24 protein-coding genes and 1 tRNA gene are annotated in these 25,538 nt (G+C 47.2%); 8 read left to right on the top strand and 17 right to left on the bottom strand.

All coding sequences use genetic code 11. From position 1 onward, the window contains the following. Positions 1-72 precede the first annotated feature (72 nt). Positions 73-960, top strand: coding sequence for a sugar phosphate isomerase/epimerase family protein (locus ACUTVW_RS00790; RefSeq protein WP_445644035.1), 888 nt, complete (start codon positions 73-75; stop codon positions 958-960). Between the two features lie 143 nt (positions 961-1,103). Further along, positions 1,104-2,156 carry a Gfo/Idh/MocA family protein gene (locus tag ACUTVW_RS00785; RefSeq protein WP_445644034.1) on the top strand — a complete coding sequence of 351 codons (1,053 nt, stop codon included), beginning with the start codon at positions 1,104-1,106 and terminating at the stop codon, positions 2,154-2,156. 120 nt (positions 2,157-2,276) lie between these two features. Here the strand turns inward: ACUTVW_RS00785 and ACUTVW_RS00780 are convergent, their stop codons facing one another. Then, positions 2,277-3,596: a glycoside hydrolase family 125 protein gene (locus ACUTVW_RS00780; protein ID WP_445644033.1), complete on the bottom strand. Its 1,320-nt coding sequence runs from the start codon at positions 3,594-3,596 to the stop codon at positions 2,277-2,279. Between the two features lie 232 nt (positions 3,597-3,828). On the opposite strand from ACUTVW_RS00780, the gene ACUTVW_RS00775 reads away from it, so the two are divergent. After that, complete coding sequence (locus ACUTVW_RS00775) at positions 3,829-4,890, top strand: LacI family DNA-binding transcriptional regulator (RefSeq protein ID WP_445644032.1); 1,062 nt, start codon at positions 3,829-3,831, stop codon at positions 4,888-4,890. A gap of 131 nt (positions 4,891-5,021) precedes the next feature. Here ACUTVW_RS00775 and ACUTVW_RS00770 read toward each other — a convergent pair whose 3' ends face one another. The 3 genes from ACUTVW_RS00770 to ACUTVW_RS00760 all read right to left on the bottom strand — a co-directional run bounded on the left by ACUTVW_RS00770 (position 5,022) and on the right by ACUTVW_RS00760 (position 7,888). Next, the gene (locus ACUTVW_RS00770) at positions 5,022-6,653 is read right to left on the bottom strand and encodes a hypothetical protein (RefSeq protein WP_445644031.1); all 1,632 of its coding nucleotides are present in this window, start codon (positions 6,651-6,653) and stop codon (positions 5,022-5,024) included. Then, entirely contained in the window at positions 6,634-7,203 is a 570-nt protein-coding gene (locus ACUTVW_RS00765; RefSeq protein WP_445644030.1) for an RNA polymerase sigma factor, read from the bottom strand. The genes ACUTVW_RS00770 and ACUTVW_RS00765 overlap by 20 nt, the downstream gene beginning before the upstream one ends. 169 nt (positions 7,204-7,372) lie before the next feature. Further along, a complete protein-coding gene (locus tag ACUTVW_RS00760; RefSeq protein ID WP_445644029.1) occupies positions 7,373-7,888 on the bottom strand; it encodes a mismatch-specific DNA-glycosylase in 516 nt (171 codons plus the stop codon). Positions 7,889-8,008: 120 nt separating this feature from the next. On the opposite strand from ACUTVW_RS00760, the gene ACUTVW_RS00755 reads away from it, so the two are divergent. Then, positions 8,009-8,929: an AEC family transporter gene (locus tag ACUTVW_RS00755; RefSeq protein ID WP_445644028.1), complete on the top strand. Its 921-nt coding sequence runs from the start codon at positions 8,009-8,011 to the stop codon at positions 8,927-8,929. 164 nt (positions 8,930-9,093) lie between these two features. On the opposite strand, the gene ACUTVW_RS00750 is transcribed toward ACUTVW_RS00755, so the two are convergent. The 5 genes from ACUTVW_RS00750 to ACUTVW_RS00730 all read right to left on the bottom strand — a co-directional run bounded on the left by ACUTVW_RS00750 (position 9,094) and on the right by ACUTVW_RS00730 (position 12,917). Next, a complete protein-coding gene (locus ACUTVW_RS00750; RefSeq protein ID WP_434752641.1) occupies positions 9,094-9,345 on the bottom strand; it encodes a hypothetical protein in 252 nt (83 codons plus the stop codon). 243 nt (positions 9,346-9,588) lie between these two features. Then, a complete protein-coding gene (locus ACUTVW_RS00745) occupies positions 9,589-10,155 on the bottom strand; it encodes a GNAT family N-acetyltransferase (RefSeq protein ID WP_445644027.1) in 567 nt (188 codons plus the stop codon). A gap of 158 nt (positions 10,156-10,313) precedes the next feature. Next, on the bottom strand, positions 10,314-11,108 hold the full coding sequence (locus tag ACUTVW_RS00740) for a nucleotidyltransferase domain-containing protein (RefSeq protein WP_445644026.1): 795 nt from the start codon (positions 11,106-11,108) through the stop codon (positions 10,314-10,316). Between the two features lie 28 nt (positions 11,109-11,136). Continuing rightward, complete coding sequence (locus tag ACUTVW_RS00735; protein WP_445644025.1) at positions 11,137-12,630, bottom strand: TROVE domain-containing protein; 1,494 nt, start codon at positions 12,628-12,630, stop codon at positions 11,137-11,139. 204 nt (positions 12,631-12,834) lie between these two features. Further along, positions 12,835-12,917: transfer RNA gene (locus ACUTVW_RS00730), tRNA-Asn, on the bottom strand. Between the two features lie 231 nt (positions 12,918-13,148). On the opposite strand from ACUTVW_RS00730, the gene ACUTVW_RS00725 reads away from it, so the two are divergent. Together ACUTVW_RS00725 and ACUTVW_RS00720 are read left to right on the top strand one after the other, a co-directional pair. Next, positions 13,149-14,504 (top strand): helix-turn-helix transcriptional regulator, encoded by a 1,356-nt coding sequence (locus ACUTVW_RS00725; protein ID WP_445644024.1) that lies wholly within the window; start codon positions 13,149-13,151, stop codon positions 14,502-14,504. After that, positions 14,452-15,294: a WYL domain-containing protein gene (locus ACUTVW_RS00720; protein WP_445644023.1), complete on the top strand. Its 843-nt coding sequence runs from the start codon at positions 14,452-14,454 to the stop codon at positions 15,292-15,294. Before ACUTVW_RS00725 ends, ACUTVW_RS00720 begins: the two co-directional genes overlap by 53 nt. 167 nt (positions 15,295-15,461) lie before the next feature. On the opposite strand, the gene ACUTVW_RS00715 is transcribed toward ACUTVW_RS00720, so the two are convergent. The 5 genes from ACUTVW_RS00715 to ACUTVW_RS00695 all read right to left on the bottom strand — a co-directional run bounded on the left by ACUTVW_RS00715 (position 15,462) and on the right by ACUTVW_RS00695 (position 18,769). Further along, a complete protein-coding gene (locus ACUTVW_RS00715) occupies positions 15,462-15,959 on the bottom strand; it encodes a hypothetical protein (RefSeq protein ID WP_445644022.1) in 498 nt (165 codons plus the stop codon). A gap of 210 nt (positions 15,960-16,169) precedes the next feature. Next, positions 16,170-16,910, bottom strand: a complete 741-nt coding sequence (locus ACUTVW_RS00710) for a hypothetical protein (RefSeq protein ID WP_445644021.1) — start codon at positions 16,908-16,910, stop codon at positions 16,170-16,172. Next, positions 16,907-17,605, bottom strand: coding sequence for an ABC transporter ATP-binding protein (locus ACUTVW_RS00705; protein ID WP_445644020.1), 699 nt, complete (start codon positions 17,603-17,605; stop codon positions 16,907-16,909). The genes ACUTVW_RS00710 and ACUTVW_RS00705 overlap by 4 nt, the downstream gene beginning before the upstream one ends. Beyond that, the gene (locus ACUTVW_RS00700) at positions 17,598-17,993 is read right to left on the bottom strand and encodes a GntR family transcriptional regulator (protein WP_445644019.1); all 396 of its coding nucleotides are present in this window, start codon (positions 17,991-17,993) and stop codon (positions 17,598-17,600) included. Before ACUTVW_RS00700 ends, ACUTVW_RS00705 begins: the two co-directional genes overlap by 8 nt. Before the next feature lie 215 nt (positions 17,994-18,208). Next, positions 18,209-18,769, bottom strand: coding sequence for an STM3941 family protein (locus tag ACUTVW_RS00695; RefSeq protein WP_445644018.1), 561 nt, complete (start codon positions 18,767-18,769; stop codon positions 18,209-18,211). Between the two features lie 237 nt (positions 18,770-19,006). Between ACUTVW_RS00695 and ACUTVW_RS00690 the strand changes: the two genes are divergently transcribed. Continuing rightward, the gene (locus tag ACUTVW_RS00690) at positions 19,007-21,025 is read left to right on the top strand and encodes a S9 family peptidase (RefSeq protein ID WP_445644017.1); all 2,019 of its coding nucleotides are present in this window, start codon (positions 19,007-19,009) and stop codon (positions 21,023-21,025) included. An 88-nt stretch (positions 21,026-21,113) separates the two neighbouring features. Here the strand turns inward: ACUTVW_RS00690 and ACUTVW_RS00685 are convergent, their stop codons facing one another. Continuing rightward, positions 21,114-21,797: a stalk domain-containing protein gene (locus ACUTVW_RS00685; RefSeq protein ID WP_445644016.1), complete on the bottom strand. Its 684-nt coding sequence runs from the start codon at positions 21,795-21,797 to the stop codon at positions 21,114-21,116. Positions 21,798-22,111: 314 nt separating this feature from the next. On the opposite strand from ACUTVW_RS00685, the gene ACUTVW_RS00680 reads away from it, so the two are divergent. Then, positions 22,112-23,287 carry a MalY/PatB family protein gene (locus ACUTVW_RS00680; protein ID WP_445644015.1) on the top strand — a complete coding sequence of 392 codons (1,176 nt, stop codon included), beginning with the start codon at positions 22,112-22,114 and terminating at the stop codon, positions 23,285-23,287. Positions 23,288-23,366: 79 nt separating this feature from the next. Here the strand turns inward: ACUTVW_RS00680 and ACUTVW_RS00675 are convergent, their stop codons facing one another. Continuing rightward, positions 23,367-24,419 (bottom strand): alpha/beta hydrolase, encoded by a 1,053-nt coding sequence (locus ACUTVW_RS00675; RefSeq protein WP_445644014.1) that lies wholly within the window; start codon positions 24,417-24,419, stop codon positions 23,367-23,369. Positions 24,420-24,541: 122 nt separating this feature from the next. Continuing rightward, entirely contained in the window at positions 24,542-25,354 is an 813-nt protein-coding gene (locus ACUTVW_RS00670; protein ID WP_445644013.1) for a hypothetical protein, read from the bottom strand. Positions 25,355-25,538 lie beyond the last annotated feature (184 nt).

The raw sequence follows: 25,538 nt of genomic DNA, 5'->3' as shown, positions 1-25,538 counted from the left end.
ATCCCGTAGATGCAAGGCTATAATGAGTGTGTCACGAAGTACTATAAGCCAATATTGGAGTGAAATACAACCATGAATCCATCCATTCGTATCGGAACCCTTGTAGGCGGCCATGATGCCGTTCGGGTGATTCCGCAAATTTTGCAGCACGGCTTCGAATCTTTTAATCTGACGTTCTGGCAAACTACAGGCGATCTCGATCTCGCGGAAACTGCCAAACGTGTTCGCGACATTGTTGACGAACATGGCATCACCATTTCAGCTGTAAGTGTGTTTGGCAATCCACTCACCGGAACCGGGGATAACGCAGATACCTTAGCCAGCTGGGAACGTGTTATTGATCACGCACAGCTTTTTGGGGCAGATATCGTCTCCGGCTTTACCGGACGCTTGACCAATCAACCGATTGACGAATCGATCCCACGTTTTAAGGAAGTATTCGGCGAACTGGCACGACGGGCGGCAGACCGGGGTGTACGCATTGCTTTTGAAAATTGTGATATGGATGGAACGTGGCGGACCGGCGACTGGAATATCGCGCATAACCCGACCGCATGGGAAATGATGTTTAATGCTGTTCCTGATGAAAATGTGGGGCTGGAGTGGGAACCATGCCACCAGATGGTCAGCCTGATTGACCCGATTCCACAGCTCCGCAAATGGATGCCCAAAGTGTTCCACGTCCATGGTAAAGACGCAACAATCGCCTGGGATATTGTCAAAGAACACGGCGTACACGGCCCACATGAATTTGTCTGGCATCGTACACCGGGCTTTGGGGATAGCAACTGGACAGATATCATCACTATTTTGCGTCAGAACGGCTATCAGGGCACCATCGATATTGAAGGCTGGCATGATCCCGTCTATCGCGATGAGCTGGAAATGACCGGGCAAGTGCATGCATTAAACTATTTGAAACATTGCCGCGGCGGCAGCTTTGTGCCCAATCCGGTGTAAAGACATAACGGCATGAAGACTGGGTTACTCAATTGCCCAGAAAATACAAAATCACGTTATAATCACATGTACTACTTACATGGAACAATAACTTATAACATGGATCAATAACATCTATGCATCTATGCAAGGGAGTTGAACACATGACCTACCCTTATCGGGTTATCATCGCAGGCTGTGGAGCAATGGCAAACACCTGGGCCGACTACGCCAAAGAACGACCAGATACCGAAATTGTGGGACTCGTTGATCTCTATGAAGAAACAGCATCAGCGTTCGCCAAGCGTCACAATCTGTCCTGTCCAACCTTTACGAATATTCGCGATGCCCTTCAGGCCGTCGATGCCAACATCGTATTTGATGTGACCATCCCTTCCAGCCATTATGATATTGCGATGACCGCGCTACAGGCAGGCTGTCACGTCTTCGGCGAAAAACCGCTGGCAGAATCTTTCTCGGACTGCACGGACATTGTGCAAACCGCTCGCAGTACAGGGCGTATTCAAGCAGTCATGCAGAACCGCCGTTTTGATCCACGCATTCGCGCCTATCGGCAGCTCATCTCCAGCGGAACCATTGGACAGCCGGGATATGCAGGCGCAGATTTCTTCCTCGGGCCGCACTTTGGCGGATTCCGTGACCTTATGGACAGCCCGTTGTTGCTGGATATGGCGATACATACCTTTGATCAGGCGCGTTATATCCTTGGTGCTGACCCTGTATCGGTGTACTGTCACGAATTCAACCCTCCAGGGTCTTGGTATAAGGGGAATGCGATGGCGATATGTATTTTCGAGATGTCCGACGGGTCTGTGTTCGATTATCGGGGGTCCTGGTGTACTGAGGGCGTGCCAACATCCTGGGAAGCAAACTGGCGTGTGACAGGTGAAAAAGGAACCGCCATCTGGGATGGTCATGACAACATCTATGCTGAAGTGGTCAACACGCTCACGCTGGAGGACGATGGCAAGCCATCCTTTCTCCAGCGCGGTGAACGCATTGAAGCCGAGTTGCCGGTAATGGACAAAACCGGGCACCACGGCTGTCTGGAAGAAATGTTTGCTGCACTTGAAGAAGGACGACTGCCTGAAACGGATTGCAGCGATAACCAGTACAGCATGGCGATGGTTCTCGCTTCTCTCGAAAGTGCGCGTACCGGGCAAAAGGTAATGATTGCCGATTTGTTGAAAAAATAGATAAGCGCCATTGGATCAGCTGTTTAATGTCGCACTCATAAGGAACAATATATAATCAAAGCCCGCACCGCCACGTTCTATGGCAGTCTGGGTTTTTTATTTTTCTTTTGCACTTATCGCCTACAACATTCCCTTCTTCATCGCCTTGTACACCAGTTGCGCAAACAAACTGTTGGACCATGCGAACCATGGACGCGTAAACGTCTTCGGATCATCGGCATGAAAACCTTCATGCATATACCCCGTCCCCGCATCTGTGCTTTCCAGCACATCAATCATCGCCAGCATCTCGGCATCATTGTCTGCCGTTAACCCTTGCATGGATAACGCCATGTGCCAGATGTACCCCGGAGGCGTGTGCGGACTGCCGATGCCTTGGGCTGTTTTTCCTTCATAGTAGTACGGATTTTCTTTACTCAAAATAAATCGCCGTGTGTTCTGATACACCACATCTTCCACGGAAGCATACCCGATATAGGGAATCGACATCAGGCCTGGTGTGCCTGCATCATCCATCAGACAGACGTTGCCATAACCGTCTGTTTCATACGCATAAATTCGCCCATACACCGGATGACGATGGGTGCCATACAGGGCAATACCATGCCGGATCTCTTCCTCCAGATGTGCCATACGGCTCACCAGCTGTTCATCACGAAACACCCATTTTGCAATTTCCCCCATCTGACTTAGCGTAACTGCGGCAAACATATTCGACGGAATGTTATAGTGAAAATCACAGGCATCGTCGCTTGGACGAAAGCCCGACCAGATCATGCCCGTATAGTTTACAGGCATACCCAGTCCTTCGTTGCGGAGTGTATCGTGAGCCGGACAGTTACGCCGCATGAAACGATACGGAGATTGCTCCACATGCCGCTGCTCCGTTTCCCACAGGTGCACGATCTGCTCCATGACCTTTTTAAAACGTTCATCAAAGATGTCGGTAAGCTCGGTCTCACGCCAGTATGTATAGGCCAGCTTCATGGAGAAACACAGGGAATCCAGCTCAAACTTCCGCTCCCATACCCAAGGCGACATATCTGTCTCATCATTGGCATCCCAATGCCAGCCGTTAGCCGTTTCGTTAAAAGCATTCGCATAGATGTCTACATCCGCATAGAACGTATGCCGCTTGATCAAACCTCCGATGATACGTTGCAACTGTGCATCATGCTTCGCCAGCGGAACATAGTGGATCACTTGCTCTACCGAATCACGGAGCCACATCGCCGGAATATCCCCCGTAATGACAAAGGTTGTACCGTCCGCTAACAACTTGGTAGTCGTTTCAAGTGTGTTCGGGAAACAATTACGAAACTGCGCCAGTAACTTGGGTCTGTGCTGTAACTGCTCATCCGCTTCAGCTAATACATCCAGGACGGCTTGAGGCAATTCAAGATCTGGCATCGGAATTTTCGGTAATCTGAACTGTTCCATGGAAGAACACTCTCCGTTTCTATGTAAACTATTCATTTTATATAGAACTCTCAATAACATATTGTTATTTTTGTTATTATAAATTATAATAACGTTATTACCATGTAAGTGTACCTGTTCCATAGGAACACGTCAATTCACAAATCAACCAGTTACCCATAAAACATAAGTCATTCGACTATATACATATTACATTACGATTCACCCATCTGTTCATCAAAGGAGTAACGACATGTCTCGAAAAGTATCCATCCAAACGCTGGCTGACCAGCTTGGTTTGTCCAAATACGCCGTATCCCGTGCGCTCAGCGGTAAAACCGGTGTCAGCGAATCCACACGTACACGCGTACTGGAACTTGCCCGCGCGCTCGGTTATCGTCAGAATACACCCGGCTCGGCAATTCATGTTACCCATACGAATCAGGCAGATACATCCGAACCTCCCTTTGCCCTGATCTGTATGAATCAGCTCAATCGAGGTGAGCCTCACTATTGGCAACGTGTCCTGTCAGGCATCATCACAGGTTGTAACGAACAAGGCTGGCATCATGTTATTGTGTCGCCTTCACTGGACATACCCAGCAAGGAGATTCCCCCTGAAAAAGCAATCGCCCCTCATGTAGACTGGTCACGCTGTGCCGGGATCATCGTAATGGGTGCCTTCCCCCACACGGTACTGCAACGACTCGTACAGACTGAACGCCCGATGATTCTGGTCGATCATCAGGAGCCCTTACTGCACTGTGATACGATCAGCCATGATAATCTGGAAGCAGGAATAACCGCAGCCAGATATCTCATATCGAAACAGTGTAAACGCATTGGTTTGATTACCGATGATGGACGTGCGGCCAGTTTTGCGCAGCGCAAGATCGGGATCGAGCTGGCTTTGAATCATTTTCATATGGAAGCAAGCGAAGACGTTCGTTTTCAAACTTGGCATGTGGACTATGAGAACGGGGACTGGGTGAACAAGCTCGCTGCTATTATGAAAGACCTGCCAGCAGGAGAACGTCCTGATGCGTGGATTGGAGCGAACGACGATATTGCCTTACAGTGGATGCAGAAGCTGCAACAGATGGGATTCTCCATACCCCAGGATGGTCTGGTGATCGGAATCGACAATGTGTACACTGCGGCTACCTCTTCCCCCCCACTGACAACCGTACATCTATGCAAAGAGGAGCTGGGACAACGTGCTGTTGAGGCTTTGAAGCGCCGAATCGAACGCCCAGGCACACCAAAGGAGACGGTCATGTTATCCACCACCCTGATTCCAAGGGAGTCCGCATGAATCTGAGGTATACCCGCATGGGAAAGAGCCCTGCATTGAATTTGCAAGGCTCTTCTCTTTATAAATACTAACATGTGATTCCGCATCCGCTCTGTTTTAGAACGATACTCCCAAACTTTAAAAACAACACGTTATTGATCCCAAGGCATACTTGGATCACTCGCAAGGTTTACTTTCCAATCCACATCCCGGAAATCACGATGCACAACCGTTCGTTTTAACGTCAACTTCGTCCCCTGATCCGTTGAGAATCCATGAACAATCAGCTTCATATCATTGACAACGTACTCTTCATTCAGATTGGCTGGTTCTCGAATACCCATTACTTCAACGGGATACTCTTTCCCTGTAGGGTCCGTTGCGATCCACTGATCACCATAAAACTCATTGCGGAACAAAGCATTTCCTTCCAGAACAAGAGAAACTTTATTCCCAGATCCACCTTTTGTTTGGTCATTCGATGACTGCCCATGCTGATAATTGAAACTGCGTATATCCATCTGATCTCCAAGAGAATTAAATGAGGCAAACGTATAGAACTTAGATTCCTTACTAGCCTTATCCAGATCAACCTCCATCGTTTGTTCCTCTTTCACAGGAATCGTGTAACCGTCCAGGACAAAGCGAATATTGTCCGCATTCAGTGTTACCAAAGACGGGTCCCATGTCTCCGATAGCTTAAGTGAACCTCCCGCACTCACTTGACTCAAATCCCGATAACGGAATTTGGCCTGCCGTGCATTGGGTCTGCCTCCGTTGAAAATGCGATATTCTCCCGTGTCCATCATTGAAATATGATACAGAATATCCATATCCTTTGCCCAATCTTCTGCTGCTCTAGCGCGAAGGCCTTCGTTCAGATTCACTTCCAGATCAAGCCTTGTTCCGTTTGGCGTCTGCACCAATTGCGTCATAGCCAGTTCTAGCCCCTCCGGTGTTGTATAGTACGCATTCATCGGGGTTTCTTTGGACATCGCTTTGGCTTCGGTCATATCCAGTTTGAACTGGAAGTTCCAGTCTACGGTGACCTTTTTGTCCGTATCGGTTTTGGTATTCACATCAGAGCCATCCCCTATATTTATATGTCCAAATTCTCCACGAACAGTGACTTCATCTGGGATGTCTCGATGCAGCTGAAATACCAGTTTATTCAGAGAGCCGCTACCTTGCCTTGTATCACGAGCAAGTTCAGCAACGTCTTTACCGTTTTTATCCGTAATGTGGATACCCTCTGCTTTGGAGCCCAACAGATACATTTCTGTCCCGTCAGGTGCCGTCTGCTGCAGCATAAGTATAAGTTGAGAACCGTCTACAAGCACATCTTCAATCTTGAGTTTGTACCCCTGATCATCGATAACAATGTTCGGGTTTACAACAAGCCCCAGCGGTTGAAGCCGTTTATAGTCGTCCGCCAAATTGGCATATCTCAGAACCTCCGGGACAGGAATATTGGGCAAAGGGGGAGTATTTACGGCGTTTACAGGTGTTTGAATAGGCTCTTTCGTTGTCCGATCCCAAGCAGCCCAAGCCCCTCCTGCAATCAGTACCGCTGCCGCTGCAGCGATCCCCGTTCGATAAATCCATTTCCTCTTATGTGACTTTTTTATTTCCCACGGTACCTGCACATGAGGGTCTTCCATAGACACATGATCCAGCTTCTGCATGACTTGTAATGTGAAATCTGCATCTGGCCCCTCGCGAAACAGTTCCTCTTCCCACTTGCGATCCGGCTTCTTCTCCTGCTCATTTGTAATGGGCTTCATAAGACGATAAACCTCCTTTACGTTCCATCTGCTTTCTCAGCATTTTCTTCCCTCGATAAAGTGCATTACGTACTTGCGCGTCACTCATATCTGTAATGGTGGCAATCTCTTCATAACTTAGCTCATTCGTATATTTCAAGAGCAATACCAGACGGTATGTTTCCGGCAGCTGTTCAAGCTGACGATGGATTTCCCGCTGCATCTCCTTATGCAGCAGTCGTTTCTCAGGTGTTTCCTCGCTGACAGAATCGATCTTCTGATCGGCGGTCATCACCGGTTTCCTTTTTCGCATATGATCCCTCATGATGTTCACCGCAATGCTATACACCCAAGCCGAGAAACTGCTGCCCGCTCTCCTTGTTGGCAAATATCGGTAGATTCGAATGAATGTATCCTGCGCAAGATCCTGTGCATCCGGGTGACTCGCGCCCATTCCGCGCATGATGCCGTAGACTTTATTTTTATATCGATCCACGAGCACACTAAACAGCTGTTTATCCCCATCTATGATGCGCTGAATCAGTTCCTCCTCTGGTACCAGATGTGTCATGTAATCCCCCTTCTCTACAGCGTCCATGCATGGTTCTGTACTATATAGACGGAAGTCGTTCCCGAAACCTCTCACGATATGATCAAAAAAAGAATCCACCCTATCCGGCCATCGCCGAACGGGTGAACCCAACACAACTGAACCCTATCTTGCATTACGCCGATTTTTTCTAATCTCCAGCATTCTTCTCTGCCACAAAATCCGCAAGCTGGGCATAGATTGCCACAATCTCCTCCATCGACATCCGCACAAGTCCGCTGGAAGAAGGTGCAACGAACTCATGAATTTCTTTCACGACCGGGTCATCCTGGAATCCCCACTCTACTTTGGATCGTTTGCTGTACTGGGTGTATACGCCCTTACCGACAAAACAAGCAATATCCGGCCTGAATGTCTCCAGCTTTTTCCGCAAAATCTCACGCCCTTCCGCATACTCTTCCTTCGTAATATCCTCCATGCCTTTGGTTGGACGGGCTACAATATTGGTAAAACCATATCCAAGCTTCAGCAGCTCTCCATCCTCTGTTGCATCATACAGCCGCGGGGTCAACCCGGAACGCTCGAGAATACGCCAGAAACGGTTGCCTTTATATGCGTAATGATGGCCTGTCTCTCCTGAGGTAATGCTGGGATTGAAGCCAATAAACAAAATCGATAAGCCGGTATCCAGATGATCCGGGATCATGAGCTAACACCTCCTGAACTATTTTAACCAAACGCTCTTGTTGCTGTGTATAAAATGATATAATGATCGAAGTGTTTTCCGTAAAGAACTGAAATTTTCATGAAAAAGGAAGTTAAACCAATGATTGCAGACATCATGTTAGAAGTCGTCCTGCCCGTCTTTCTCCTGATTGCTGTCGGGTCCTGGATGCAAAAGGTGTTCAAGCTGGACTTGTATACCCTCGCCAAGATCAATTTCTATTGTATTACCCCAGCTGCCGTCTTTATGAGCATGTATCACTCGAATATGTCCGGTGAGCTGCTTGGTACGGTCACGCTTTTCTACGCCATCTATGTATTCATACTCTATATCATTGGCTCTGTGGTCGCCCGTACATTCCGCATGAATAAAGGCATGAAAGCTGCCTTCAACAATAGTATCATGCTGGATAACGCAGGAAACTACGGTCTGCCGATTAACGCACTGGTATTCCGGGGTGACCCACTCGCCTCATCCATCCAGGCACTGGTCATGTCCTTGCAGGCTCTGCTCACCTTCACTTATGGCGTTCTGTCCATCCAAGGTGCGAAGCTCAAAGGAAACTACCGCGCAGTCCTTATCGGTTTTCTGAAAATGCCTGTACCTTATGCGCTGCTGCTAGGTATTCTGTTTCAGGCTTGGAAACTGCCTCTGCCCACGTTTTTGTCCATGCCACTCACCTATGCACAGCAAAGTATGGTCGCCGTCGCACTGCTGACACTCGGGGCACAAATCGTGAAATATCCAATTCGTCTATATCGTCTTGATGTGTATATTAGCACATTTTTACGCCTGCTGATTGGCCCGGCGATTGGAATTAGCATCGTTCTGCTGCTCGGACTTGAAGGCATAGCCGCTCAGGCTCTCATTATCGCATCCGGCATGCCTACGGGGGTCAACTCTTCCATTCTCGCCGAGGAATATGACAACGAACCCGATTTTGCTGCCCAGACGGTGCTGATCTCCACATTACTTAACATTATTACCATTACCGCATTGATTTCGTATGCAAAAACGTTCTGAAAACCTAAGCTCACATCCCTAAACATGTATCCAAGACAAAGAAGTCCAAATGCAACGACACACTGCTGCGCTTGGACTTCTTCTATGTTACAACTATTAAGAGTGCTTGTCTGATGTTAACCTAATAGTCTAATAAAACCTCTTGTTAAAAGGCCTACGATCAACTATGATTCAACTGTGGTTCGATCCGGAAACTTGCCGCCTTCTCTGAACAAACATCGTACCAGCCACTGAGCCGTCCGATTGAAAAAAAAGCTGGGACTGACTCCGTCCACTTGGACAGGCTCCAGTTCCTTCACACTTTCCTTAACTTTGTTCATCTCAATGAGTCCCATCTTCCGCTCATCTGGTCCGAATCGATAAATAACCTTTTCATCGTCCTCCGTCTGTTTCACCAGCAAAATCAATGACGCCATACAGGTTACCCCCTCGTTACGTAGTGAGATTCCAATGCTATTCACTCCTTCTATAATTATCACCTAGAATAGAATGATTTCATATAGGGCTTTGGTTCGTTAGACTGATCCAATAATCCCATACTTCTCTATAAAAAAGAGGCCCTTTAGGCCTCAATCCTCATCTTGTAACATCGGTAACTTGTTTTTATTGCATGAAATAACACCATAACACCATCCGTTTATTCTGTCGAAATAGTGTTGTTATATGAATTTATTTGTATTTTTTATCATATTATGTCCTGCTGGATTAACAAGCCATGTATACCGTTCCTTATGCGTATACACTTCCCGGGCATTCACAATGGAAGGAATCACATCCTCCCCCTTATAAAAGACTCTTCCTGCCACCTTCTGAATGGGTACATGATAAGAAATGCGCAAAGCCCTCATCAGTACTGGCTCCAGTAACATTGCATAATAACTGATCTGGTTCATCTCCGCGTAATATACAATTGCAGACAATAAATCTGTAACATATCGCCCCCGGAAGGTGGACAAAATAGCCAGTTTATCGATCTCTGCCATGTGTCCCAGTTCTTCCTGAATGAGGGGATGCTCCAGAAATGGCCCGATTTTATTAATAAGACTTTCTTCGGCGTAAGGTTTGATCTCAATCGAACCAACATACTGTCCCTCCTCCGTAACCACCACATACCGTTCCAGAAATGCCTCCGAGAACTCAAACTCAAAGCCTTTCTCGTTCCAGACGGTTGTCCATACTCCATTGAACATAGCCAACTCCAATTCATTTTCTACTCGTTTAAACATGTTCTTCGCTTCCTTTCTGAGTCCTTTTATTGGAAAACTCACCAATACTATCGGTGCACAGAAAGTTGCTAATTACAAAAAAAGGAATGTAACACGGATGAAGAATCATCATCCCGTTACATTCCTTTTCGCGTTCGATTCATTGATCTTACTAAGATTTACTTCCAGACTTCCTGTACAGCGGATTGAAAAATCCGGTTTAATCCCTCGATCTCCACAGTTACATGTCCTTCGATCCCGGCAGCGATCTGCTCCACATCAGCAATCTGCCCCGTGATGTACGCTTGAATGGCCGGAAGCTGCGGCTCCATATCCAGTTCGTCTCCGGCTTTTTTCCGGCGTAGCAGATCATGAATCTCGGTATAAAGCGGTGTACCGTCTGGAATCAACGTCTCTACGAGTTCATCAAATGCCATCGGCGGCATGGTTTCATAACGTTCAATCCAGCCACAGGCCAGCAGCGGGCGCAGCACATAAAAGTATTTTTTGATCTTCACCCGCTCGCCCTGCAAGTAATCACGGAAATTGCCCTTGGCCATGTTCAGGTAGTGATACATGCATGATTTTGGTGAAAATGTCAGTGGTGACAACGCACGAATCTGCTCGGCGACACTGTACTGCTCATCGTACTGAATCGGAGACTGCAACCACTCCAGCAGCGGCGGATTGGATTTGCGGAACAACTTTAACGCTTTGCGTATATCCCATCCGTTAATATCCAGCTGGTCGCTGATTGGACGTTCGATGACATCACGCTGATCCTCTATCGACAGATACCACTCTAGCGGTCTCACATATATAAAACGTACATCATAGTCACTATCCTGCGAAGGGAATCCCCACGCCCGGCTGCCTGACTCACAGGCATAGATAATGCGAACTTGTTCCTCCTGCTCAATCTGCGCAAGCTGCTTGACAATCATCTCTCTCATCGCCTGATCTACATTACTCATCCCTGTTCTCCTCCTACTCTGCCTTCATCTAAAGTTGAATTTTCCTTACATGCTCGGCAATCGTCTCATACCCTGTTGCTGTCTCTGCGATATATGTCAGTACGGCTTCACTCCAGCCATAGATGTAAAAAGTTTGACCGTCCCGCGGCGGAACCATCGCCTGTCGGTAAGGGGTGATATCTACAATGAACGCCTGTAGGCGCGGATTCATTACACGTCGATACCGTTCTAATTCGGCATAAAATGGACTTCCTTCATTCTGCTGTTCATCCGTAATCATAATGATGCGATCCACCCTCTCTTCAGACTCCCGCAGCTCCCGGACAGGTCTTCCTGTATCCGTTCCGCCTTGTGCACGAATCCGATCTGCCTGAGTAAGTATACCCTCATCCAGCTTGGGATGCGCATCCTCAACCTGTTGATCGAATAACCAGAACAGTGAATTGCCCTCGGTTTGTTTGTACAGCGCCAGTGCAAGCACCGAACCGATACGTAAGTAGTCTCCCTGCATGGAGCCTGAGCGATCGAGGAAAATAGCCGTCCTGCCCTGCAGCCGTGGCAAATTGTGAATGGACAGTTCTACAGCCTGCTGCAACGCTTCCCGCAGTTCTGTTCGTTCAACCATCTCGTATGCTTTGACGAAGCGAAATGGCAATATTCGCGATTGACGCAGTGCCTCCGCATCGGTCAGACGGCGTGTGACGTAAGCGATATTTTTCTTTTTGGCAAAAACTCCGGCACGATCCATCGCATTCAAATGGCGCAGCAGCGCAAACATGGGCATCTGGAGCATCAAAGCTTCCCAAATCGGACGCGTTGGCTGAAGGATCGAGGTCACGACCGAATAGGGCAGTTTACCTTTTTCAATCTGGTGAAGCTGACTGGCAGGGTTACGTGTCGTTCTTAACTTGTGCAGTGCCTGCAATTGGGGAAGCTCCGCAAGACTGGTCTCATGCCCCCGCAAATAACGGAATAAGGCTTGTTGCTTCTCATCCTTCGGCTTGGGATGTGCAGTGGCAACCATGTCTCCCAGACTGTACCCACGCCCTCGTCCGTTGTATTTTATGGCCCAGTATTCGCTGATTTCGTTCAGAAACCGATTAACTTGACGCTTCACTGCACGCCCTCCCTGTCCACGCCCAATTCCTCTCAGAATCGTCAGAAAATCGGCCAGATCCGCTGGTGTCTTTACTACATGAGCAAACACTTTTGCGAACTGCTCTGGATTAATCTTGGACAATACGGCCAGCCCATACAAAGGCTGAAGCCGCATAAAGCCTTCATTCCGAGCATATACCAAAGCCTTTGCCATGAAGTTTGCGTCCAGTTCCGCCATCTCCTGATGGCTGCTCGCCGCTTCTTGCATCAGCTGTTGTTCCTCTGCATAAAACGTATTATTCATCGTATTGGTCGTCAGCATCTGAATATATTGTTCCTCTACCAATCGCTCATAAGCTACGTATCCATCATGATTATGTACTACAGATTGAGGTGTATTAAATAATGATTTGGCTCTACTCATCGCACATAACCTCCCTGCGAGTAAAATGCTGTGCTTCATCTATGTGAAACATTAGGATTATCTTCATCAACGCTTTGGGTAAAAGCTTCTGAATCTGACGTTATCGGTCAACGTTCTTCGCTGCTATACGCTGCTATAAAAGGTTTCCGAGGAAAAAGGGGGGAAGGTTTTACCCGCTCTACCGCTGAGCTACACCGCCATAACCGGCGGCGATTGGATTCGAACCAACGACCTGGTCGATTAACAGTCGAAGTAACCCTCCCAGGCGCCTCGGAAACAGATCAGCCGAGCTTTTGTAGCGCCCCGCTTCACATCCTTATTATGCAATGAAACCCTCCACCACGAACATGGTGAAAGTATGGCGACTTGGCGTGAACTAGAGTGAGTTGGATTAACTCGAATTGCAGTAACTTGGTCTGATTCGACGTGACTTTGAACGAATTCGAGCAAAATTGCCATGAAAGAAGGCGTTTATCTTGATACAATGAAAGATAATAGTTCAATCGGGAGTGAGACAGATGGCTAAAGAAAGCTTTGACAAAGAAATTCAGTTCCTGCGTATGCTGTCTCTGACCAGCGGCGCATATAACCGTCAGCAGTATGCCAAACGGCTTGGCATCTCAGTACATACTTTTGATAAAACACAGCGCAAGCTGCGAGATATTCGTCAGAGCCTGGCCAACCAACGCACAGACAGTGAAGCGGGGGCAGAGATCAACGAACTTGTTCGTTTCCAGTACGGCGAGTCGGCCGAACCGCTACTACTCTTCCTCTTTCGCGCCAAATCCATGAAAGAAACGGAAGTGGAGCGCTTGTCCGTCATTTTACATACCCTACAAGACTGCGCGCTGACCGCGATGGAATTGCTGGATGCCTGTTGCGCTGAACTGCCGGAAGAACTGGCACTACCGGATGAGAAAACAATCCGTTCGGATCTGAAGTATCTGGAGGAAGTCGGTGTCATTCGCAAAGAATCAGGCGGACGCCCCTATCGGTATGCCTTGCAACAGGATGTGCTGACGCAGCTTACACCAGAAGAGCAACTGGAGTTATACGACTTCGTTGACATTATGGCGAACACACAGGTTCCATCGGTGCAAGGATATCTATTGCGGGATAGTTTAAAAAAAGTGATTACAACAAGTTATCCGCAAGAAGAAGCGACGGAGCCATATATTTATAAATATCATTATTATTCGCGCATTCTGGACGAAGCGCATCTGTATACCTTACTTGGGGCAATTCGGCAGCGCAGACGTGTGCAGTTTCAGTATTTTTCGCCGAAGAAACCTGCCAGCTATAGCTCGCAAAATACAAATCCGAAGTTTGAGCGGGAAGCTGGCGGAAGCTGCAATCGCATCATTCCCATTGAAGTGGTGTATGATCACCAGTATGGTCGTTGGTATGTCATCGGGTATCAGAGCCGGAGCAGATTCGTGAAGTTTCGAATGGAGGGCATTACCCAGCTGGAGGAGCTTCACCCTATTGAAGAAGAGCATATGCTTGCGTTAAAAAAGGAATGGGCCGAGATTAGCCGTTACAGCTGGCTAGTTGATACAGGTCGTACCGTGACGGTGCAAGCACGCTTTTTCCATCCGAGTGACGGTATGCGCAACTTTATACTGGATCGCGTCCGCCTGCAAGGACAATGGGGTACGATTACGCCGGAGACGGATCATAGCTTTTTATATGAAATTCAGGTGAATGGTACTACAGAGATTAAACCTTGGCTGCGCAGTTTTGGCTCAAGCTGTGAGATTCTGGCTCCGCACAAGCTGCGCGAGGAAATGATCGAGGAATGGAAGGAGATTGCGGCGTATTATGAACCTGTTCGGGAAAATGTTCAACTACCAGATCATGACGAGACTGAATGAAACCGGACTGTTCACCTGGACTTCACAGGAACGGGCCTGGCTGCGAATGATGATGAAACATCCTGCGGCAGAAGAAGCACTGAGTCCGACAACATTGACGAAACTGGATAACATGCTGGACGGTGAGCAATACCTGAATCTACAGGATGATCTGACCGAAAAAGCCAAAAGCGAAGAAAGAAGTGTCTCTCACCCCTTGCTCAGGCCTTTACGGCAAATGATTTTGAACGGTGAGGGGTTTCAAATGACAGGTCGTATCCGTAACGGACGCACAAGTCAGGAACAGTTCGGCTTCCCGTATAAGCTGGAATATTCTATGGTCAAAAAGGAATGGTATGTGCTCTGGTATGCCCCGAACTTTGCCAGATTGATGTCCACCAAGCTGCATAGCATCACCAAGCTGGAGGCCAAATCCATCATACCGGAGGACGCATCGCGATACAAAGCGAGCATCGCCCTAATCACGGAAAAACGTAAAACGACGATCACGATCGAGGTCTTGCCTGAGTTCAATGCGGAGTTGTCCCGTATTCTCTATGCCTTCTCCTGCTTTGAGAGAGAGATTAAATATAACGAAGCGAACCATGTGTACCGGATTCTGCTGACGGTTCCGCGAAACGAGATTGATTACGTGTTGTCCAAGATGCGTTTTCTCGGCAAACGCGTTCGAATCATGGATCATTCCGCTCTCCAGGAGCGAATGTCCGAAACTGCCGCCAAGGTGCTGGCACGTTACGCGCAGTCTGAGTCTAAACATCCGGACCATGAAACAGCTGCGCAAGGCGATTAGCATAGAAAGTAGCTCTAGAACCGTTAGCTCAACAACTAGGCAATCTTCTCTGATAGGGTGCATTTGACCTGACCATTACTCCTTCGGCATGGAACAGATCAATCGCCTCAACTTCGTCCTTGTAGATTAATGTCATTTTGAGAGCTATATCCCTATGCTTTCCGGCTCTATGAACTACTGCTGTTGGCTGCATTCCGTCTTTTGTTAATCGCGTGCACGCCCATGACCACAGCAACCAACTCATAGGTGTCAAGATGCTCTGACTGATTATCCAACACAAACGCCCCTGAACTAAACCAACCGCTAGTTCGGCGGAAGCTTACTACAACGCGGCCCGATCCATCGGTCACATCATATTCTTGCGAAAATGCTGGAGCAGATACATCATAGATGCCACGTGAGCCCGCATCGTACTCATACTTTTTGCTAAAAAAGCTGAATCTCGCTCTTAGCAAGCCCAGATGTGTGCCATCTGCTGCGGTCACGTTCCAGCGATTCGTCAACATGCGGAATTTGCCGCTACAGACTAGCCCTGATTCATCCGAGACATCGAGTGATGATCCAAACACGCTTTTCAAATCCAGGTGTCCTGCCCGCTCCTGATCGGCATTCATAATCTCGGTATATCCGGCATTGAAAAAGTTATCTCTGAAGTACAATTGCATATCTCTTTCCCCTTCCCGTTCTTATACTGTCTAATGATGCTCACCATCTGAATCCATCTTTTATTACTCTATTCGCAGTCATTATACATAAATTTACGTATCCAAACTGGATTAGGGTGCATATATAAGGTCATTTCTGCCAAAAGAAAAAAACGGGCAGCTTCGCCGCCCGTTATATCGTTCCTGGATTCTTTTGCTCACGCAGTCATCTCAAACTTCCACTTTTTTAGTGTTCATATAGATGATTCCCCATACGAGAAGCGCGGCGAGTGCCATTTCAAACACCGTAGTTCCCCACCGCCCATCGGCCCAGATAACACCATTAGCTGAAAATGAAATGCCCGTACTTTCTTCGGTGAACTGGAACAGATCATTGGGACTGAACTTGCCTGCAAAAATAACATTTTCCAACCAGTTAAGTAGGTTAGCCAGAACAAAGAACGTAACAATCCCGATCCAAGGGCCCGTTTTCCAGCGGAACGCACCTGCGACACTAATGGAAAAGAAAATGATGATCGTCATAAACAGAACAACCCAGCCTGCAAAAAACAACGTACTCATGATTTCCGCTACACTTATTTTGACACCGATATATGCAGACAGATCAAGCCCCAGCTTCATTGTAATGTAAAGATAACCGTGGATGAAGCCTATCAACAGCAAACCCAGCCCGCAAAGTGTACCAAAAATGATAGGTGATAATACATGGGACAAGCCTGTGACCGGGATCAGCCGACGATTGTAGGAGCGGATATTGGCAGCGTAGGTTTTTATCGTCTTCACATAGATGGCTACACCTGCCCCGACATATGCCATGATGCCTAGCACATTTGCAGTGAGACCGGACGACACAAATATCATCAGACCCAGTTGAACAATAATCAGGATGACTAGCCCTGCCAGCAGCGTGTTCCAGTTTCTTCTAAAATCGTACTTCAACAATGTCATCATTCTGCATAGACCTCCTTAAACATCTCATCCACACTTTTTCCATGCTTCAGCCTGATGGTCTCAACTTCTTCATGCATGACAAGCTTGCCTTCCCGAATAAAGATCACTTCATCGAAAATACGTTCAATATCATTCACCAGATGTGTGGAAATGATCAGGCTGCTGTCTTCGTCGTAAAATTTAACGATCGCATCCAGAATCTTACCTCTGGCTACCGGGTCAACGCCGCCGATCGGCTCATCCAGCAAATACAGCCGCGCCTTGCGAGACAATGCCAGTGTTAACTGCAGTCGTTCATTCATGCCTTTGGATAGATGACTAACACGCTCATCCTCTGCAAGACTCATAAACTCCAGCATCTCCCGAGCCTTTTCTTCATCAAAATCGGCATAAAAATCGCGGTAGTACGCGATCGCATCCCGCACTTTCATCCATTTCTCGGTTAACGGACGATCCGGCATGAATGAAACCAGCGATTTCGTCTCCAGACCAACTGGCTTGCCTGTCACCTGAATGCTACCGCTAGCGGGATGCAGCAGACCGGCGACCAGCTTCATCAGTGTGCTTTTACCACTACCATTACTGCCCAACAGACCTACGATTCGTCCAGGAGCAATATGAAGTGAAACATTATTCAATGCCTGCTTACGGCCATACACCTTGTTGACCTGGTTAAATTCAAGTATGTTACCCATGTGTCTGTTCCCCTTTCCCCTGACTACCTTCTGCCAAAGCGTCCGTCACGATGGACACAATATCCTGCTCTTCAATTCCGAGTTCTTGCATTCCGGTCAGGAAACGATCCAGCAGTTCGCCAGCCATTTCTTTTTTGATCATCATGATCTTCCTCTCCTCACTTGTCACATATCTGCCCAAGCCTCGCTTCGTTTCAACCACTTCTTCACGCTCCAGCTCCTGGAACGTGCGCTGTACTGTATTGGGATTAATCTGCAACTCGGCAGCCAGTTCACGAACCGAAGGAATTTTATCTCCTGCCTTGAGGGCGCCGGTTACAATCTGTCGTTTGATGTACTGCATAATTTGCAGATAGATCGGTAAATTGTTATCAAATTCGATAGGCACGACGTTCTCGCTCCTTCCTGTATCGGTGTGTTAGTTACATAGTACACTAGTGAATTGATATTGTAAAGCCTATTATAAGTTGTCATCAGAACACAATAAAAAAACAGGTCTCAACGACCTGCCCACTTGGATTTACATGCTATTTTAAAAAAAGACCACTTCTGGCTCAGACAGCAGCTTTCTTCTATACCTCACCGCTTCAATTCTTCACTCCTTTACGACTTCCTCGGGTTCAGAACATGTATCCTGCTGTCCTTACCATGCTGCCAATGATTCATCATCATAAAATACAGTTGGTCGATCGGCAAAGTAATGCTACTCTGAGCTATACTGATCGTTGCATCAACCATATGGCTGTTCGCTGTCATTAACTTACGTTTCATTCCGTTATGACGCTCCAGAAATGCTTTCTCGCCCTGCAGTTTAACACCAATCATCTTTTGCCCCATCAGCTCATACATAAAAATATGTTGAATATCCTTCCAGGCTACCGCTCCGCCTGAGGTATATGAGGAAGAATCGACAAACCCATGTTCATTGATGACAAAGGAAGGTTCTTTGCGGATCATTTTTACCAGACTGTAGCAGAAACATATGCCAAAAAAGAGGACAGATAATAGTCCAATTACACTGGATATAATGGAAGTACCAGCGCCTGAAGATCGGTCAAACATCAGAAAAAAGCCGGCACTCACAAAAAGCGCTGCCCCTGCCGTAAGCCAAGCCATTCGTTTCCTGCTCGGATATTCCACATGCTGTTCATAAGATGTGCTCAAATGTAAAAATCCTCCTTCTTGCGATTGAACCATACGCAAATCTAAACAGGAATTGCATTCTACATTAAACCATTCTAGCTTGTCTTAAACATTTCCTCCTGATCATTCCTGCCTTCTAAAAAAACGAACGCCATTCCATTCGCCAGTTGTTGTCCTTCACTTGTCTTTCCGTTAATATAAATATAAATGGAAAGCTTAGGAAATTATTCAATCCGAATGATAGTGGGAGGATAAGTGATGAACGGAAAACGCGGCATCATCTCGGAAGATTTGCTTCAGATTACATGGGTTAATGATCCGGTTCCGTCTCCCCAAGGCGGACATCTAGTGTATGTTAGTAGACAAACGAATGAAAAACACGATGGTTATCGCTCTCACCTGAGACTGCTTCATCTGGAGACTCGGAAGGACAGGCCCTTTACTTCTGGAGAAAACGATCACTCCCCTGCCTGGTCGCCGGATGGAGCACAGCTTGCTTTTATACGCGAGGCAGATGGTAAATCTCAGGTGTGGCTGATCGCTTCGGATGGCGGAGAGGCTCAGCAGATCAGCTATCTGCAGCATGGCGTGAGTTCCTTCTTATGGGCGCCAGATGGAGGGACATTACTTGTAAAGTCTTCTGTGGACATCGATGAAAAACCAGATGAAGCTTCTCGGCAATCTTCCACCGAAGGCATCAAGGAAAATTCGCTTCCTCAGGAAGTTATCGTGGACCGGATTCGTATGAAATCCGATAGCGGTGGATTATGGAATGGAAGACGTTCTCATCTCTTTGTTATCGCGCCAATCAGCGCAGAAGCTATACCCGTAACCACAGGACACTATGATATTGGGGATTATGCCTGGTCACCGGATGGAAAACGCATCGCCTGGATCACCAAAATGCCTGAAGAGGGTGCGGATCATAGCGACTTTACGTTAACCAATCACGTGTACACATCTCGTCCCGATGGGACAGATATACAGCAATTAACTCCCGAAGGATATACCTTTTATCGGCTTAGTTATGCACCTGACGCGCAATCAATGGCCCTTCTCGCCAGCGACCATTCATACGGCAATGCTACCCTGGTGAAGCTGTATACACTTCCGATATCAGGTGGAACACCTGAATGTCTAAGTGCAGACTGGGATGTACAGCTAAACCATAGCCTTGTTGGTGATATGCGCTCCCATCTGGTCACGACAGGCCCCGTATATTCACATGACGGTTCATCCATTCTTTGTCTTGCTACGATACATGGCAGTGTACGTATAGCCAAATTCACGTTAGATGGAAGTCATGCCGATTACATTTTGCCTGATGAGTGTGAGATATATCAGTTTGCCGAGTTGCCACAAGGGCAGATCGTAGCGGCTGTTGCAGATACGCAACATCCAGGTGACTTATATCTGTACGAGCAACCAGGAGACCCTGGAATCGAATCTGTACGGCTCACCCAGAGTAACCCTCAACTGGAGCAAGACATCTGGCTGAGCACACCGGAAAATTTCTGGTTCGAATCCTCGGATGGGCTGAAGCTGCAAGGATGGGTCATGAAACCTCAGGGCATCGTTGAAGGTGTCAGGGTTCCGACCATTCTTGAAATTCATGGTGGCCCGCATATGATGTATGGTTTCACTTTTATGCATGAGTTCCAGCTCCTTGTCGCTCAGGGCTATGCTGTGATGTATATCAATCCGCGCGGTGGGCTGGGATATGGGCAGCAATTCGTCAATGCCTGTCGGGAAGATTACGGCGGAGGGGATTACCGAGACCTTATGGAATCCGTGGATTATGCTTTGTCCCAGTATGCCTTCATCGACCCATCCAGGCTGGGCGTAACCGGCGGCAGCTATGGTGGCTTCATGACAAACTGGATCGTGGGACATACGAATCGTTTCAAGGCCGCTGTTACCCAGCGCTCCATCTGCAACTGGCTATCATTCTATGGCGTAAGTGATATTGGTTATTTCTTTACGGAAGATCAGATTGGCGGCAATGCATGGGATGACACCGAGAAACTATGGAAGCATTCCCCGCTCGCTTATGTCGGTAATGTGCAGACCCCACTGCTTATTCTTCATGGGGAACAGGATCTTCGCTGCCCCATTGAGCAAGCAGAGCAATTATATGTTGCGCTGAAACGCCGCAAGCAAACGACAAGACTTGTGCGTTTCCCGGGGGCTAACCATGAGTTATCCCGCGGTGGTCATCCTCACCTGAGGGTGCGAAGGTTAGAGCATATCGTCGGATGGTTTAATGAGTATCTGTAACCCACAAAAAGCCGTTTGCCTGCAATCCTTAGGATTACAGACAAACGGCTTGTTTTAATTATAAAGTTTAGACAACATATGAACTTGCCTATTCTTCTCCCCAAATAACCGTAACTTCGTTCAGATCTTTGTTGCTCGAAGACATGTTACCTGTAATCGTCACAGCATATTTACCTTCCTCACGACCTAGAATGCTGAATTCATCAGCTTGAATATCCTCACTGTTTTGAGTCCAATTTTTGTTCTGATAATAGGTTTTGTAGGATGTACCGAGGGTCGTCAAGCTTTCTTTGGTTGTGTAGATGAGAACCACTTTTTTGTTTCCATCTACCACGTTCTCAATAAGGCTGGTCGCTTTGGCATCCTTAGGCAACGGAAAATCTGCTGGCAAGTACTTGGATTTCACTCCTGATGCTTGTGTATTCGTGCCTGTTGATGGGGAGGTTGTTCCACTGCCACCACTCGATGCACCTGAAGAGCTGGAAGAACCGATGCTTACCTTATTATTTTTAACATCATATTTCACTTCGGTATTCAATGCTTCTGCAATGGAACGAGCCGGAAGATATGTACTGCCTTGATATGTAATCGGCGCGAGCTTTTTGCCCTTGTCACCTGTCGGTGTGAATTTTTGCCCATTCACTTCGATGGCAAGCCCGTGATTCAGATATGCTTTGATTGTCTCCAGCTGTGTACCTGCGTAAACACCTGCCGATCCCGTTAATACCATGCCAAATACACCTGCTGCAATGAACCACTTTTTGTTTTTCATATTCATTCGCCTCCAAGATTCAGTTTAATAAAAAAGGATGTTACATATTTAATGAATAAACGGGTTTATGTTTTGATCGTGTTCCGGATAGATATAGTTCGCATAACAATGAGCTGTATAATTAAATCACCAAGTCTCATGTCATGTTAGCCATATCATAAGCACTCGATCGTGTGTTGTAAACGAAATCTCGCCAAATCAGGACTTGGGTCATACAAAAATAGTTTAGAAGTTGCGAAAAGTGAAGATGTATTAGATAATGATGTCTTGTTTGTAGGACGTAACAACGAATGAACCAAGGAGGACTTCTTGTTATGATAAATCACAGTATGTTTGATACACCGGTTGCCCGGTCATCTACCGGTTCGGAGAAATGGGACGGGCTGGAGAACATCTTCGGTGTGGCAGATGCACTCCCTATGTGGGTGGCCGACATGGATTTTGCCGCTCCCCCATCCGTTATTGAAGCGTTGCAGTCCCGAATGGGACACGGCATCTTTGGTTACACGTTGCGCACCGAGGCCTATCATGCCGCAGTCACGGATTGGATGCAACGCCGCCACAACTGGAAAATTAATACGGACTGGATCGTATTCACGCCAGGAATTGTGCCAGCGCTCAGCATAGCGGTGCAACAATTCACTTCACCTGGGGATGCTGTAGTCATCCAGCCCCCGGTATATCCTCCCTTTTATAATGTGGTAAAGGATCAAGGCAGAGAACTCATCACGAATCCACTGATCGAGAACCAGGGACAATATACGATGGATCTGGAACAACTCGAAACCAGCCTGCAGACGGGTAAGGTCAAAATGATGATCCTGTGCAGCCCTCACAATCCGGTTGGACGTGTATGGAGCCGCGAGGAGCTGGAAGAACTTGCTTCGCTGTGTCTAAAATATAATGTACTCATCGTATCGGATGAGATTCACGCCGATCTGGTATATGAGCGGGGAGTTCATACGCCGCTTAGTCTGATCTCGGAAGCGATCGCAGATCACAGCATTATCTGCACAGCACCAAGCAAAACGTTTAATATACCCGGATTATGCACATCCAATATCATCATTCCAAACGCCGAATTGCGGGCACATTTTGCCCAAGGTGTGGCCACCATGGGGTTATCCAGCATCAGTACACTGGGAGCTGTAGCAACCGAAGCAGCTTATACCGGCGGGGAAGACTGGCTCGATCAGTGTCTTGCTTACATTCGGGGCAATATGGAATACGTGCAGCAATTTATTGCGGCGCATCTTCCCGGTATCCAGGTACATCTGCCTGAAGCGACCTATTTGTTATGGGTCGATTTCCGTGGATTAGGTTTGACTCATGCACAATTAAGCAAGAAGCTGCTTCATGAGGCAGGACTCGCATTTAATGATGGAGTTGTATTCGGAGAAGAAAGTGCCGGATTCATGCGTATCAACGTCGCCTGTCCAAGATCCACAGTAGAAGAAGCTATGCGCAGATTACTGGTGCTGGTTAAGTAATAAACAAAGGGTGTCTCGGCAGTCACGTCATGATTGATTTTCATGACCACTGCTGCGACACCTCTTTTTCTACAACTGGCTATCTTACGATCTGTCCTTTCAGTTCCTTACTTTTATGATCCTGAATAAATTGTACGGATGACTGTAGCGCCTGCTGTGCAGCTTTAGTTCCCAGATCAAACTGGTAATCATGCCCTAACTTCTCCGTAGATGTCGGGAAAAACAAGGTTTCTGTTGTGACACCCCGACGCTTCAACACTTCTGCAAGTTCCATCGATTGTACGGTCAAAGGGTCATCATTACCAGAAGTGATGAATGCGGGCGGATACCCTGCTGTAACTTGAAGTACAGTTGACATTTCATCCAGACGTGGATCTTCTTCGTATGCCTTGCTTCCCGTATATGACCAGAGGAACGTGCGCATAAATGGAAAGCCAGTACTCTCGACGGTACGCAGATTATAAGGACCACAGAACAAAAGCGTTCCTCTTATCTTCTCAGGCTCAACCGCTGGCGTTATATTCATTTGTTTTGCCAGATTGGGATTCGTAAGCAGCGCCGCAGTCTGACTTGCAATCTGGGCACCAGCCGAATTACCGGCAAGAAACAGGTTATTCGGATCACCTTGATATTGACTGACATGATTTTTAATATAGGACAACGCCTGATTCGTTTGCATCACAGGAACAGGATACGTCGTATCTGGTGCAAGTGCGTAGTTCATGCTAACCACCACATAACCACGTTGACTCAACTGCACCGCATAATCGGCAATGTCTCCTTTATCACCCATAACCCACCCGCCGCCATGAACCCACAATATAACTGGCAATGGTTCAGTTGCCGCGGAAGGATAATAAATGTCCACCGTACTGCTACGACGACCTTCATCTGCATAGGCCACATCGGTAACCCGAGTTACCCCTTCCGATTCGTTCGTGTGTTTGCTGTTTGTGTTCGAAGAGGCAAGCTCAAGCCCGGATTTCAGCAAGAAAACCGTTATTTTAGGTGTAAACTGTGCACCGATTCCTACAAAACCTATAATCAGGATCAATAAACTGATGGGAATCCAGTAACGCTTTCGTTTCAAACCGATTCTGCCTGCACGTTTCGTCTTATGCCCTGTTTGCATCAGCCTGCACCTCGCTCTATGTTCAACGAACCTATCTTTTATAGAGATGTACGTGCCAGAAAAAATCAAGTTTCTCTTATACATTTTTCACAGGATAGATCATAAGCCTCTGACTTGCAGAATCAGGCTTCTTGATTAGGTCTGTTACGGATCTCCTGACTAACCTTGACGTAGATCACGGATACCTTTCCCTCCAACGTGTGAATGTTCTGGGTTGCAACCGACCACTTTTCAGCCGAAGAAATTAAAGAGTTCAAGGCACTTAATGCACGTGCAGGCTCACCTTTTTTCAGTATTTGTTTGAAGTTCCTCAAGGCATTCATATATCGTTCTCTGGACAAGCTGACTTGTTTCTTGGCGGTTTGAATCTGTTTTTTCACAGCATTCGTGCCATTTAACATCGTTCGCAGCCGCTTCACCTCGGTATTTTTTCGTTTACGTGCTTCAGCAAGGTTTGCTTTCCTCGTACGAATATCCTCTCGTGCCAGCTGTACCAGCGGTTTCATCGCCTCAGCCTGAGTACGAATGGCTGCACTCCACTCTTTGCTATGAAGACCCTTGGCTACAGATAATTGTTTGTTCAGCGAGCTATAGAGTCGGAACAAAGGTTCATACTGTGCTTGCGTATGCTCAAGGTTCTTCTGAAGTGCTGCCAGCTTGGCTGCGTCCGTGCCACTGATTGCTTTTCGGAGCTTCACCAACTCAGTCGCATTGGTTGTATGGAGTTGCTTGATCTTTTGTTCCCACATTTCTTTCTGTGACTTCCATTGCCCGGCACTCTCATACGACTGCTGTAAAGAACGTTTGGTCTGTGCATCCGCCTTGTTCAATACCGTGTTCCAGGCTTTCTGCGCAGTCACATTCAGTTCGATCCCCTCACCATGAACTGTGGCGTTACTGCACATCATTCCGATACCGAATGTTATAGCGAACATCAAGATCAGTCTTCGTAAAATTGAATGTCCAGCTAGCATTTTTAACCAAGACCGAATAAACAGCACCCACTTTGAATGTCTGATCCATCGGTTCTTTGATTGCTTTTCCAATGTTGAATGCTCTGCTAACAACCTCTCCCCTGCATATCCACGCATATACTTCTGCACCCCTTTTTCTCAAATT

This window comes from Paenibacillus sp. TSA_86.1 (genome assembly GCF_052691815.1).
The sequence above is the reverse complement of the archived record's forward strand: the minus strand, read 5'-3'. Positions and strand labels throughout refer to the sequence as shown.

What these genes read in the sequence shown, in the direction of transcription:
- ACUTVW_RS00790 (WP_445644035.1), top strand. Translation starts at nt 73, where the DNA reads ATGAATCCATCCATTCGTATCGGAACCCTTGTAGGCGGCCATGATGCC.
- ACUTVW_RS00785 (WP_445644034.1), top strand. Translation starts at nt 1,104, where the DNA reads ATGACCTACCCTTATCGGGTTATCATCGCAGGCTGTGGAGCAATGGCA.
- ACUTVW_RS00780 (WP_445644033.1), bottom strand. Translation starts at nt 3,596, where the DNA reads ATGGAACAGTTCAGATTACCGAAAATTCCGATGCCAGATCTTGAATTG.
- ACUTVW_RS00775 (WP_445644032.1), top strand. Translation starts at nt 3,829, where the DNA reads ATGTCTCGAAAAGTATCCATCCAAACGCTGGCTGACCAGCTTGGTTTG.
- ACUTVW_RS00770 (WP_445644031.1), bottom strand. Translation starts at nt 6,653, where the DNA reads ATGAAGCCCATTACAAATGAGCAGGAGAAGAAGCCGGATCGCAAGTGG.
- ACUTVW_RS00765 (WP_445644030.1), bottom strand. Translation starts at nt 7,203, where the DNA reads ATGACACATCTGGTACCAGAGGAGGAACTGATTCAGCGCATCATAGAT.
- ACUTVW_RS00760 (WP_445644029.1), bottom strand. Translation starts at nt 7,888, where the DNA reads ATGATCCCGGATCATCTGGATACCGGCTTATCGATTTTGTTTATTGGC.
- ACUTVW_RS00755 (WP_445644028.1), top strand. Translation starts at nt 8,009, where the DNA reads ATGATTGCAGACATCATGTTAGAAGTCGTCCTGCCCGTCTTTCTCCTG.
- ACUTVW_RS00750 (WP_434752641.1), bottom strand. Translation starts at nt 9,345, where the DNA reads ATGGCGTCATTGATTTTGCTGGTGAAACAGACGGAGGACGATGAAAAG.
- ACUTVW_RS00745 (WP_445644027.1), bottom strand. Translation starts at nt 10,155, where the DNA reads ATGTTTAAACGAGTAGAAAATGAATTGGAGTTGGCTATGTTCAATGGA.
- ACUTVW_RS00740 (WP_445644026.1), bottom strand. Translation starts at nt 11,108, where the DNA reads ATGAGTAATGTAGATCAGGCGATGAGAGAGATGATTGTCAAGCAGCTT.
- ACUTVW_RS00735 (WP_445644025.1), bottom strand. Translation starts at nt 12,630, where the DNA reads ATGAGTAGAGCCAAATCATTATTTAATACACCTCAATCTGTAGTACAT.
- ACUTVW_RS00725 (WP_445644024.1), top strand. Translation starts at nt 13,149, where the DNA reads ATGGCTAAAGAAAGCTTTGACAAAGAAATTCAGTTCCTGCGTATGCTG.
- ACUTVW_RS00720 (WP_445644023.1), top strand. Translation starts at nt 14,452, where the DNA reads ATGAACCTGTTCGGGAAAATGTTCAACTACCAGATCATGACGAGACTG.
- ACUTVW_RS00715 (WP_445644022.1), bottom strand. Translation starts at nt 15,959, where the DNA reads ATGCAATTGTACTTCAGAGATAACTTTTTCAATGCCGGATATACCGAG.
- ACUTVW_RS00710 (WP_445644021.1), bottom strand. Translation starts at nt 16,910, where the DNA reads ATGATGACATTGTTGAAGTACGATTTTAGAAGAAACTGGAACACGCTG.
- ACUTVW_RS00705 (WP_445644020.1), bottom strand. Translation starts at nt 17,605, where the DNA reads ATGGGTAACATACTTGAATTTAACCAGGTCAACAAGGTGTATGGCCGT.
- ACUTVW_RS00690 (WP_445644017.1), top strand. Translation starts at nt 19,007, where the DNA reads ATGAACGGAAAACGCGGCATCATCTCGGAAGATTTGCTTCAGATTACA.
- ACUTVW_RS00685 (WP_445644016.1), bottom strand. Translation starts at nt 21,797, where the DNA reads ATGAAAAACAAAAAGTGGTTCATTGCAGCAGGTGTATTTGGCATGGTA.
- ACUTVW_RS00680 (WP_445644015.1), top strand. Translation starts at nt 22,112, where the DNA reads ATGATAAATCACAGTATGTTTGATACACCGGTTGCCCGGTCATCTACC.
- ACUTVW_RS00675 (WP_445644014.1), bottom strand. Translation starts at nt 24,419, where the DNA reads ATGCAAACAGGGCATAAGACGAAACGTGCAGGCAGAATCGGTTTGAAA.
- ACUTVW_RS00670 (WP_445644013.1), bottom strand. Translation starts at nt 25,354, where the DNA reads ATGTTCGCTATAACATTCGGTATCGGAATGATGTGCAGTAACGCCACA.